This window comes from Streptomyces sp. WAC05292, assembly GCF_003949955.1.
Taxonomy (GTDB): domain Bacteria; phylum Actinomycetota; class Actinomycetes; order Streptomycetales; family Streptomycetaceae; genus Streptomyces; species Streptomyces globosus.
This window is the reverse complement of record NZ_RPSE01000205.1, coordinates 1-10,811: the sequence shown is the minus strand read 5'-3', so window position 1 is coordinate 10,811 and position 10,811 is coordinate 1. Positions and strand designations below refer to the sequence as shown.

Sequence of the window (10,811 nt, the reverse complement as noted above, 5' to 3'; positions counted from 1 at the left end):
GCCGGACTGGCGGGCGCGGCCGCCGCGGCGCAGGCGGGGGCGGTCACCGGGTGCCCCGCTTGATGTACTCCTCCAGCGCGGCGGCCTCGGCGGCGGTGACGATCTGCGGGCCGGTCAGGACCGGGCGGCCGCCGCCGAGCACGTCGGCGTTGTAGCGGTAGAGCCACAGCAGGTCGACGGCCTGGTAGCCCTGGAGGTAGGGCTGCTGGTCGACGGCGAAGCCGAGGACGCCGGACTTCAGGTCGCGGGCGACTGCGGCGTTGAGGTCGAAGGTGTCGACCTCGGCCTTGCTTCCGGCCGCCTCCTTCGCCTTCACGGCGGTCGCCGCGAACGGCGCGCCGAGGGTGAGGACCGCGTCGACGGACGGGTCGGCCTGCAGCTTGGCCTGGACGGCCGCCTGGACGGACGGCATGTTGGTGCCCTCGACGTAGAGGTTCTCCATGGTGCCGCCGAAGGTCTTCTTCGCCCCGGCGCACCGCTGCTCGTGCCCGACGTTGCCCTGCTCGTGCAGGACGCAGACCGCCTTCGTGCGGCCGCGGCGGGTCAGCTCGGCGCCGACGGCCTCGCCGGCGACCTGCTCGTCCTGGCCGATGTGGGTGAGCGCCCCGTACTCGGCCGACTGGGCGGACCCGGAGTTGACGGTGACGACCGGGATGCCGGCCTTGACGGCCTTGGCGACGACGTCCTTGAGCGCTTCGGGCTTGGCGAGGCTGACGATGATGCCGTCGGCCTTCTGGTCGATGGCGTTCTGCACGAACTGGGCCTGCTGCTGCGCCTGGTCGTCGTGCGAGTAGACGAAGTTGATGTTGTCCTTCGCCGCGGCCTCCTTGGCGCCCTTCTGGACGATGTCCCAGAAGGTGTCTCCGTCCCCCGCGTGCGTGACCATCGCGAAGGTCCAGCGCGGGGTGGACACGGCGGGCCGGCCCGCCGCCGCGGCCTTGGCGCGATCCTCGGCGCGCTTGCCGCCCGTGCTGCTGCAGCCCGCGAGGGAGGCCCCCAGTACCGCCGCGAGCACGGCGCCGACGACGCGTACCCCTGTCCCGACCCTTGCCACGTTGCCGTGCCCTTCCTTCGTGCGGTGTCTTCGTCTTCCGCGGTCCGCTGATGTCAAAGCGGTCATTCCGGTTCCAGCCGCCCAGTATCCGCCACAGTGCACCATGTGCGGCCATCGGGGGCGTCCCGGCGATCCGGGCAGGCCCGGGTGCCCGCAGGCGGATTGACAGCACCGCCGCCGCGGTCCAGGTTGAGTGCATGCGCATCGGGCTGATCGGAACGGGCCGCATCGGGTCCTTCCACGCCGCGGCTCTGGCCCGCCACCCGGACGCCGGCTCGCTCCTGCTGGCCGACGCCGATCCCGGGCGGGCCGCGCGGCTCGCCGAGCGGCTGGGCGCGACGGCCGCCCCGACCGTGGACCAGGTGTTCACCTGGGGGGTGGACGCGGTGGTCGTCTCCAGCGCCACCGACGCGCACGCGGAGCTGGTGGTGCGGGCCGTGCGGGGCGGTCTGCCGGTGTTCTGCGAGAAGCCGCTGGCCTCGGACCTCGCCCGGACGCTGTCGGTGCTGCGGGAGGTGGAGGCCGCGGGCGGGGTGCTCCAGCTGGGGTTCATGCGCCGCTTCGACGCCGGGTACCTCACCGCGCGGGAGCTGGTCCGCTCGGGTGCGCTGGGCCGGCTGCACACCGTGCGGACGATGACGGCCGATCCGCAGCCGCCGCCCGCGCCGTACCTGGCGACGTCGGGCGGGCTGTTCCGGGACTGCCTGGTGCACGACTTCGACATGGTGCGCTGGGTGACCGGCCGGGAGGTGGCGCACGTGTACGCGGCGGGCTCGGACGCGGGCCCGCCGGTGTTCCGCGAGACGGGTGATGTGGACACGGCCGCGGCGGTGCTCGTCCTGGACGACTCCACGCTCGTGACGTGTACCGGGACCCGCTGCAACGGGGCGGGGTACGACGTCCGGATGGAGCTGGCCGGGGAGCTCGACCAGGTCTCCTCCGGGCTGGACGACCGCACCCCGATCGCGTCGACGGAGCCGCACGGCCCGCCGCCGGCGGCGAAGCCGTGGACGGGTTTCCTGGAGCGGTTCGCCCCGGCGTACGAGGCGGAGCTGGCCGCGTTCGTCCGGCTCGTGCGCGGCGAGGGGCCGAACCCCTGCGACGGGCGGGAGGCGCTGGCCGCGCTGCGCGTCGCCGAGGCGTGCGAGCTGTCGCGGCGGGAGCGGCGCCCGGTGGACCTGGCGGAGCTGCCCGGCCTGTGAGCGGCCGGGCGCGGGCTGCGGCTGCCGCGGGTGGCGGGGCACGGTCCGCGGCTACCAGCGCACCGGGAGCCGGGTCACTCCCCGCATGAGGCTGCCGCCGACCCAGGCGGGCGGCCCGGCGCCGGGGTCCTCGGCCAGGTTCGGGAAGCGCTCCAGCAGGCCGCGGATGGCGGTGCGCCCCTCCAGCCGGGCGAGCGGGGCGCCGAGGCAGAAGTGCAGTCCGTGGCCGAAGGCCAGGTGGCCCTGGGGTGCGCGCCGGATGTCGAAGGTGTCGGGGTCGGTGTAGCGGGCCGGGTCGCGGTCGGCCGCGGCGAGCGAGACGAGGACGGTGGACCCGGCGGGGATGAGGGTGGCGCCGATCTCCACGTCCTCGCGGGCGTGCCGGTAGGTGGCGTTCTGCACGGGGCCCTCGTGGCGGAGCATCTCCTCGACGGCCCCGTCGAGGAGCCCGTCCGGATCGGCGCGGAGCGCGGCGAGCTGCGCGGGGTGGGCGAGCAGGGCCCGGACGCCGTTGCAGATGAGGTTGACGGTGGTCTCGTGGCCGGCGATCAGCAGCAGGAAGGCCATGCCGATCAGCTCGTCCGGGGAGAGGGAGTCGCCGTCCTCGTCGCGGGTGCGGATGAGGGCGGAGAGCAGGTCCTGGCCCGGCTCCTCGGCCTTGGCCTCGACGAGCTCGGCGAGGTAGAGGCTGAGCTGCCGGTGCGCGGCGGTGTCGGGGGCGCCGGAGGGCGGGGAGACGACCGCCTTGGACCAGTGGCCGAACCGCTCCCGGTCGAGGCCGGGCACGCCGAGCAGTTCGCAGATGACGGTCATCGGCAGCGGGAAGGCGAGGGCCTGCACGAGGTCGGCGCTGCGCTGCGGGCGGGCCGCCATCGCGTCGAGCAGCTCGTCGGCGACCTCCCGGACGCGGGGGCGGAGCGCCTCGACGCGGCGGGCGGTGAACTCGCGGGCGACCAGCCGGCGCAGCCTGGTGTGCTGCGGCGGGTCCGACTCCAGCATGTTGAGGTTGGCGGCGGTGTGGGGGACGTCCGGCAGGCGCTCGCGCCAGTCCTTGGCGAGGCCGGGGTGGGTGAGGGCCTGCCGGGCCTCCTCGTGGCCGACGACGATCCAGGCCGGTTCGTACGCGTCCGAGGAGGCGGCGATGCGGTGGACCGGGCCCCGCGCGCGCAGCGCCGCGTAGAAGGAGTAGGGGTCGGCCTGGAAGTCCGGGGCGTTTCCGCTGATGTCCGGTTGGGGCATGCGGCCCAGCGTACGGCGGGGGTTGATCCGCGGGCCCGCCCGTTTCCGGCCACTGTGCGGGCGTCCCCGCGCCGCCGCGGGGGCGGGTCAGAAGGTGCCGAAGGAGGCGCGGCCGGTACGGCGGTAGGTGTGGATGGCGGTGCCCGCGGCGGTGGTCCGGGAGGCGGTGAGCTCGCAGGCGGTCGGCAGGCCGCCGCGGGGGAACAGCCGGCGGCCCGCCCCCAGGTAGACGGGGAAGACGAGCAGGTTCATCTCGTCGACGAGGTCGCGGGCCAGCAGCCACTGCGCCAGCATGCCGCTGCCGTGCACCTGGAGTTCGCGGTCGGCCGGGAGCGCGTCCTTGACGCGGACGATCTCGCCCTGCAGGTGCTCGCCGTCGATGACGGTGGTCCCCGCCCACTGCGGGTCGGCCAGGGTCGTCGAGGCCACGTACTTGGGCAGGCCGTTCAGCCGGCCGGCGATGGGGTCCGCCGGGTCGGTGACCTGCGGCCAGTACCCGGCGAAGATGTCGTAGGTCCGCCGGCCGAGGAGGAAGGCCCCGACCCGGTCGAACACCTCGGTCATGAACTGCGCCATGCCGTCGTCGGCGTAGGGCACCAGCCAGCCGCCGTACGCGAAGCCGCCGCTGGGATCCTCGGCGGGCCCGCCCGGGGCCTGCATCACGCCGTCGAGGGTGAGGAAGGTGGTCAGGGTCAGCTTGGCCATGGCCGGGCGCTCCTTCGGGTCGGTGTCGCCTGCACCGCACCAGGGTCCCCGCCCGCGCCGGGCTCGGCCGTGCGGCACGCACGGACGCCAGGTCGGATTCCTGCCAGACGCCCGACCTCCCCACGGCGTTTCCTTGAAGCGTCAACGAGTCAGCGGGAGGAAGGAACACCGTGAACGGGAACGCAGTGGCCCTCGTGACGGGCGGCAGCCGGGGCATCGGGGCGGCGACCGCGCTGCGCCTGGCGGAGGACGGCGCGGACGTGGCCCTCACCTACGTGAGCGGGGCGTCGGCGGACGCGGCCGCCGATGTCGCCGCCCGGATCGAGGCCATGGGCCGGCGCGCCCTGGCCGTGCGCGCCGACGCCGGGGACGCGGAGCAGGCAGCCGGAGCGGTGGCGGCGGCCGTGGACGGGCTGGGCCGGATCGACATCCTGGTCAACAACGCCGGGATAGGCGTGCTCGGCCCGCTGGAGGACCTGGCCGCGGCCGACGTGGACCGCGTGCTCGCCGTCAACGTGCGCGGCGCGTTCGTGACGGCGCAGGCGGCGGCCGGCCGCATGCGGGCCGGGGGCCGCATCATCACCGTCGGCAGCTGCCTGGTGCAGCGGGTGGCCGCACCGGGCGGCACCCTGTACGCGATGAGCAAGGCGGCGCTGACGGGTCTGACGAAGGGCCTGGCCCGCGAACTCGGCGGGCGGGGCATCACCGCGAACCTGGTCCACCCCGGCCCCGTGGACACGGACATGAACCCGGCGGACGGGCCGCACGCCGCCCCGCAGAGCGCGGCGACGGCCCTGGGCCGGTTCGGCACGCCGCACGAGGTGGCCGCCGTCGTGTCGTTCCTGGCGGGCCCGGAGGCCGGCTACGTGACGGGAGCGGAGTTCTCGGTGGACGGCGGCTACACCGTGTAGTCCGCGCGGCCGCCGCGGGGGGGGCGCCGCCCCCGCGGCGGCCGGACCGGCCGGGTCGTCAGCCGCCGAGTTCCTGGTGGCGGGCGGTGAGCGCCGCCGTGCCCGCCTCCGTCAGGGAGCCGTACAGGCGCAGGCGGGAGAAGCCGCCGTCGGGGAAGATGTCGATCCGGACGTGTGTGCCGACCGCCGGGGCGTCCAGCACGAAGCGGTGGTTCGTGTCGGGCTGGAGGCGGGTGCGCGGCAGGAACTCCGTCCACTCGCCGTCCTCGCCGGTGCGTACGGACAGCGAGGCCCAGCCGGCCGAGTTGCCCTTGAGGTAGGCGGTGTCGATCTCCACGGCGCGGATCTCGGACTCGGCGGCGAGCCGGTAGCGGATCCAGTCGTTGCCCCGGTCGCGGCGGCGGGCGGTCTCCCAGCCGTCGTCCATCTTGCGGGAGCGGCCCGGGTTGATGGTGTTGGTCGGCGGGGAGTAGAAGCGGTTGGACGCGTCCTCGACGGCGCCCCCGTTCTCCAGGGCGACGACGTCGAAGGAGCCGAGGGCCGCCAGCCACGCGGGGTCGGGCAGCACCTCGCCGTGGACGCGCAGGCGGGCGATGCCGCCGTCCGGGTGCTGGTTCACCCGCAGGTGGGTGAAGCGCTGCTCGGCGTCGACCTCGAAGCCGTTGGCGGCGTGCCCGCCGACCGGGGTGCGGGGCACGAGGGTGGTCCACTTCACGCCGTCGGCGAGGAGCTCCTGCGGGGTGGGGGCCTGCGCGCCCGTCCAGTTGGTGCCCTCGACGGAGACGGCCTGCGGCATGTTGCCGCGGAAGTGGGCGGTGTCGACGACGATGCCGCGGACCACGCCGGGCGCGCCCAGGCGTACGAGCGCCCAGTCGTGGTCGTCGGCGGTGGGCCAGGGCTGCTCGGCGGAGGCGCCGCGGCGGCGGCGGGTCTCCCAGCCGTCCATGACCTTGCCCTTGTGGCCGAAGTGCTCGGGGTCGAACTCGGCGGGCTCGGGGACGAGGAGGTTCTCCCGCTGGGCGAAGAACTCGTCGTTCGCGGCGATCACACCGGCGCCGAGCTGCCGGTCGGCGAGGTTCGCGTACTGGGTGAACGGGAACTCGGCCGTGCGATAGTCGGCGTACGGGTCGCCTCCCCCGTACGGGTTCGCGTTGCCGGTGAAGGAAGGGATCGCCACTGTCAGTTCTGCCTTTCGAGGAGTCGGCCGGTGGGCTCGGTGGGGGTGCCGTGGTCGGCGATCCGCACACCGCGCAGCCAGGTGGACCGCACGACGCCGTACAGGGTCCTGCCCGCGTACGCCGTGACCTGGTTGCGGTGGTGGAGCTCGGCCGGGTCCACGGTGAAGGTCTCGTCGGGGGCGAGGACGGCGAAGTCGGCGTCGCGGCCGGCCTCGATGGCGCCCTTTCGGCCGAGGCCCGCGAGGCGGGCGGGGGCGGTGGACATCCAGCGGGCGACGTCCTCCAGGGTGCGGCCGCGGCGGCGGGCCTCGGTCCAGATGGCCGGGAGGCCGAGCTGGAGGGAGGAGATGCCGCCCCAGGCGGTGGAGAAGTCGGCCGTCTTGAGGTCGGCGGTGGACGGCGAGTGGTCCGAGACGATGCAGTCGATGGTGCCGTCGGCGAGCGCCTCCCACAGCAGGTCCTGGTTGGCGGCCTCGCGGATGGGCGGGCAGCACTTGAACTCGCTGGCGCCGTCCGGGACCTCCTCGGCCGTCAGGGTGAGGTAGTGCGGGCAGGACTCGACGGTGATGCGCACGCCCTCGGCGCGGGCGGCGGCGATCGCGGGCAGCGCGTCGGCGGAGGAGAGGTGCAGGACGTGGACGCGGGCGTCGAGGCGGCGGGCCTGGGCGATCAGGTTCTCGATGGCGGTGTTCTCGGCGGCGCGCGGCCGGGAGGCGAGGAAGTCGGCGTACCGGGGGCCGGGGACGACGGGCGCGGAGTCCAGGTGGTGCGGGTCCTCGGCGTGCACGATCATCAGGCCGCCGAAGCCGCTGATCTCGGCGAGGGCCACGGCGAGCTGCTCCTGGTCGAGCTGGGGGAACTCGTCGACGCCGGAGGGCGACAGGAAGCACTTGAAGCCGAAGACGCCCGCGTCGTGCAGGGGGCGGAGGTCCTTGGTGTTGTCGGGCAGGGCGCCGCCCCAGAAGCCGACGTCGACGTGCGCCTTGGCGCGGGCCACGTCCTGCTTGACGGCGAGGTTCGCGGTGGTGGTGGTCGGGGGGAGGGAGTTCAGCGGCATGTCGAGGATCGTCGTGATGCCTCCTGCCGCGGCGGCGCGGGTGGCCGTCCAGAAGCCCTCCCACTCGGTGCGGCCGGGGTCGTTCACGTGGACGTGGGTGTCCACCAGGCCTGGGAGGAGGACGTCGTCCCCGAAGTCCTCCAGGCGGGCGCCGGCGGGCACGGGCGCCTCGTGGGGCAGGACGGCGGCGATCTTCCCGGCGGCGACGGCCACCGAGGCGGCGCGCGTCCCTTCGGGCGTGATGACGCGGGTCGAGCGCAGTACCAGTTCCACGTCGTCGGACACGCCGGAACCTCCCCATCTACTTCCACAGAGTGAAATTCAACGTTCTGTTGACGGAGTCTTCACGCCGATCCGGGGCCCAGTCAAGAGCGCCGTGGCACTGCACCGACACACCGGCTGCGCAATTGGATGTTTCCACAAGATGGAATTAGGATTTCGCTATCCAGAATGTAGCTATCGCCGCCGGGAGGCGGACGGGTAACTTCCCGAGCACCCCCGCCACCCGGGCAAACCCGCTCTGACCGGCGAGTACGGCGCCCACCCGGCCCTGGGGCCGGCGCCGACCGACCGGTAGGCTGCTTCCTTGCCTGCCAGCACCGAAAGGACCGCGCCGTGCCGACGTCCAGCGCCAGCACCACCGACGCTTCCGCCAAGCCCACCGCCGGCGGCGGTGGCGTCCAGTCCCTCGAGCGCGCCTTCGACCTGCTCGAGCGCATGGCCGATGCCGGGGGCGAGGTCGGCCTGAGCGAGCTCTCCACCGCCAGCGGCCTGCCGCTGCCGACGATCCACCGCCTGATGCGCACCCTCGTCGCCTGCGGCTACGTACGCCAGCAGCCCAATCGACGGTACTCCCTCGGCCCCCGCCTGATCCGGCTCGGCGAGTCCGCGTCCCGCCTCCTGGGCACCTGGGCCCGCCCCTACCTGGCCCGGCTCGTCGAGGAGACCGGCGAGACCGCCAACATGGCGCTGCTCGACGGCGACGAGATCGTGTACGTGGCGCAGGTGCCGTCCAAGCACTCCATGCGCATGTTCACCGAGGTGGGCCGCCGCGTGCTGCCGCACTCCACGGGCGTCGGCAAGGCCCTCCTGGCCCACACCCCGGCGGACGAGGTCCGCGCCCTGCTCGCCCGGACCGGCATGCCGGCCGCCACCGAGAAGACGATCACCACGCCCGAGGGCTTCCTGGAGGCCCTGGAGCAGGTGCGCAGGCTGGGCTACGCGGTCGACGACAACGAGCAGGAGATAGGGGTCCGCTGCCTGGCCGTGTCGGTGCCGAACTCGCCGACCGCCGCCGCGATCTCCATCTCGGGTCCGGCGGGCCGGGTGACCGAGGACCTGACCGCGTCCATCGTGCCGATCCTGCAGAACGTGGCGGCCGAGCTGTCGGTGGCCCTGCAGAGCCAGAGCCCCGCGTAGCGCGCCGGAGGGCCCGTGCGGGGGACGCTTCCTCCCCGCACGGGCCTGTACCGGGGCCCCTCACGCGGCCGGCAGGGGCTCCGTGAGCCGGCCGTCCGCCATCACGACCGTGCGGTCCGCACGCTCCAGGTGGGCGCGGTCGTGCGTGACCAGCACCGTGGCGGTGGACCGCTCCCGGGTGAGGGAGGCCAGCAGGTCGAGCACGGCCGCGCCGCGCTCGTGGTCGAGGGCGCTGGTGGGCTCGTCGACCAGGAGCACCGACGGCTCGTTCATCAGCGCGCGGGCGATGTTCACGCGCTGGCGCTGCCCGCCGGAGAGCTGGTGGGGGCGCCGGTCCGCCTTGTCGGCGAGCCCGACGGCGTCCAGCAGCTCCAGGGCCCGGCGGCGCAGCGCCCGCGGCGGGCGCCCGGAGAGGTGCGCCATCGCCAGCAGCTGCTCGGCGGCGGTCAGCGACGGCAGCAGGTTGGGCTGCTGGAAGACGATGCCGATCTCCTCTCGGCGCAGCGCCGCCTTCTCGGCCGGGGTCAGTCGCGCGGTGTCCCGCCCGGCCACCACGACCCGCCCGGAGTCCGGGGTCACGAGGGTGGCGGCGACCGCCAGCAGGCTGGACTTCCCGGAACCGGATGGCCCGACGACAGCGGTGAGGGTGCCCGCGGGGGCCTCCAGGGAAACGGCGTCCAGGGCGGTGAGCCGGCCCTCGCCGTCCGGGTAGGTGAGGGTGGCGTCGTGCACCAGCAGGGTCATCGGGCGCTCCCGAGGGCGGTCAGGGGGTCGACGGCGGTGATCCGCCGGATGGACAGCGCGGCGCCGAGCGCACCGAGCACGATCATGACGGCGGCCGGGAACAGCACGGTGCCGGCGTCGAGGACGAACGGGACGTCGCCCCCGCCGATCAGCGCGCCGAGGCCGGCGGCCAGGGCGGTGCCGAGGCCGGTGCCGAGCGCGAGCATCACCACGGCCTGGCCGAGGGCGTCGCGCAGGAGGTACGGGGTGGAGGCGCCGAGCGCCTTCAGGACGGCGACGTCGCCGCTGCGCTGGATGGTCCACACGGTGAAGAAGGCCCCGGTGACGAGGGCGGAGATGGCGAAGAGGAAGCCGCGCATCAGCTGGAGCGAGCCGTTCTCGGACCGGTAGGAGCCGATGGCGCCGAGGGCGTCCCCGACCGTCTGCGTTTCCGTGCCGGCGGCCCGGTCGGCGGCGGCGAGGCCGGCGCCGGCGGAGGCGTCGACGGCGATGACGGTGGCGGCCGTCGCACCGGCAGCGGCGTCGGAGACGCTGCCCGGGGAGCCGAGGCGCTGCCAGTCGCCCAGGTCCGCCCACACGACGGGCGTGTGGCTGTACGCGGCGGTGCCGGCGACGGCGGCGACGGTCAGCTCCAGCGGCCCGACGGCCAGCCGGGAGCCGGGCGTGAGGCCGCCGAGCTCCTGCGCCGCCTGCTCGGTGAGGACCACCCGGCCCGGGCCGGGTCCGCCCCCGGCTGCGGGGGCGAGCGGGCCGCCCGGCTCCACCCCGAAAACGGACACCGCCGCGGTCCGCTCCCCCGCCGCGGCGTCGGTGGTGCGGATGCCGAGCGGGTCGGCGGACCGCACACCGGGCGTGTCCCGCCACGCCCGCCAGGCCTCCTCGGTGACCCGGGAGCGGCTGAACGACACCTCCTGCTGCCCCGGTGGGGCGGCGAAGGCCAGGTGCGAGGCGGGCAGCCCGGTGATCGCCGAGACGTTCTCCCGGGCCAGGCCGGCCGTCAGCCCCGACAGCAGGCCGACCAGCAGCGTGACCAGCACGACGACCGACCCCATGAGCGCGAAGCGGCCCTTTGCGAACCGCAGATCTCTCCAAGCGACGAACATGCCCCCACCCTGGCCGCCCCCGCCCCGCCGGGATGCGGCTGCCGGCCGAAGAGCGCCAGGTGCGCGCGCCCCGCCCGCGGCGCGGGCGGGGCCTGGACCGGCCCCCCCCCGCGCCCCTCCCGCCCCCCGGGCGAGGGGGGCGCCGCCCGCCACATCGCGCAGCGCGCCGGCGCCCCGCTGGTCGCCGGCACCCCGGACC

The 10,811-nt window shown here is 74.9% G+C and carries 10 protein-coding genes; 3 read left to right on the top strand and 7 right to left on the bottom strand.

Annotated features, from left to right (window positions below; translation table 11 throughout):
- Positions 1-43: 43 nt before the first annotated feature.
- The gene (locus EF903_RS20515) at positions 44-1,054 is read right to left on the bottom strand and encodes a sugar ABC transporter substrate-binding protein (RefSeq protein ID WP_125545268.1); all 1,011 of its coding nucleotides are present in this window, start codon (positions 1,052-1,054) and stop codon (positions 44-46) included.
- Positions 1,055-1,251: 197 nt separating this feature from the next.
- On the opposite strand from EF903_RS20515, the gene EF903_RS20510 reads away from it, so the two are divergent.
- Positions 1,252-2,256 (top strand): Gfo/Idh/MocA family oxidoreductase, encoded by a 1,005-nt coding sequence (locus EF903_RS20510; protein WP_125545266.1) that lies wholly within the window; start codon positions 1,252-1,254, stop codon positions 2,254-2,256.
- Positions 2,257-2,307: 51 nt separating this feature from the next.
- On the opposite strand, the gene EF903_RS20505 is transcribed toward EF903_RS20510, so the two are convergent.
- Together EF903_RS20505 and EF903_RS20500 are read right to left on the bottom strand one after the other, a co-directional pair.
- Complete coding sequence (locus tag EF903_RS20505) at positions 2,308-3,495, bottom strand: cytochrome P450 (RefSeq protein WP_125545264.1); 1,188 nt, start codon at positions 3,493-3,495, stop codon at positions 2,308-2,310.
- 87 nt (positions 3,496-3,582) lie between these two features.
- Complete coding sequence (locus tag EF903_RS20500; protein ID WP_125545262.1) at positions 3,583-4,200, bottom strand: dihydrofolate reductase family protein; 618 nt, start codon at positions 4,198-4,200, stop codon at positions 3,583-3,585.
- Positions 4,201-4,370: 170 nt separating this feature from the next.
- Here EF903_RS20500 and EF903_RS20495 point away from each other — a divergent pair, with 170 nt between their 5' ends.
- Entirely contained in the window at positions 4,371-5,111 is a 741-nt protein-coding gene (locus EF903_RS20495) for an SDR family oxidoreductase (protein ID WP_125545260.1), read from the top strand.
- Positions 5,112-5,169: 58 nt separating this feature from the next.
- On the opposite strand, the gene alc is transcribed toward EF903_RS20495, so the two are convergent.
- Both alc and allB read right to left on the bottom strand, forming a co-directional pair.
- Positions 5,170-6,288 (bottom strand): allantoicase, encoded by a 1,119-nt coding sequence (alc, locus tag EF903_RS20490; protein WP_125545259.1) that lies wholly within the window; start codon positions 6,286-6,288, stop codon positions 5,170-5,172.
- 2 nt (positions 6,289-6,290) lie between these two features.
- On the bottom strand, positions 6,291-7,631 hold the full coding sequence (allB, locus tag EF903_RS20485) for an allantoinase AllB (RefSeq protein WP_125545257.1): 1,341 nt from the start codon (positions 7,629-7,631) through the stop codon (positions 6,291-6,293).
- Between the two features lie 330 nt (positions 7,632-7,961).
- Between allB and EF903_RS20480 the strand changes: the two genes are divergently transcribed.
- Entirely contained in the window at positions 7,962-8,765 is an 804-nt protein-coding gene (locus EF903_RS20480) for an IclR family transcriptional regulator (RefSeq protein WP_125545255.1), read from the top strand.
- 60 nt (positions 8,766-8,825) lie between these two features.
- Here the strand turns inward: EF903_RS20480 and EF903_RS20475 are convergent, their stop codons facing one another.
- Together EF903_RS20475 and EF903_RS20470 are read right to left on the bottom strand one after the other, a co-directional pair.
- A complete protein-coding gene (locus EF903_RS20475) occupies positions 8,826-9,509 on the bottom strand; it encodes an ABC transporter ATP-binding protein (RefSeq protein ID WP_125545253.1) in 684 nt (227 codons plus the stop codon).
- Positions 9,506-10,612, bottom strand: a complete 1,107-nt coding sequence (locus EF903_RS20470) for an FtsX-like permease family protein (RefSeq protein ID WP_125545251.1) — start codon at positions 10,610-10,612, stop codon at positions 9,506-9,508. The genes EF903_RS20475 and EF903_RS20470 overlap by 4 nt, the downstream gene beginning before the upstream one ends.
- Between the last annotated feature and the right edge of the window lie 199 nt (positions 10,613-10,811).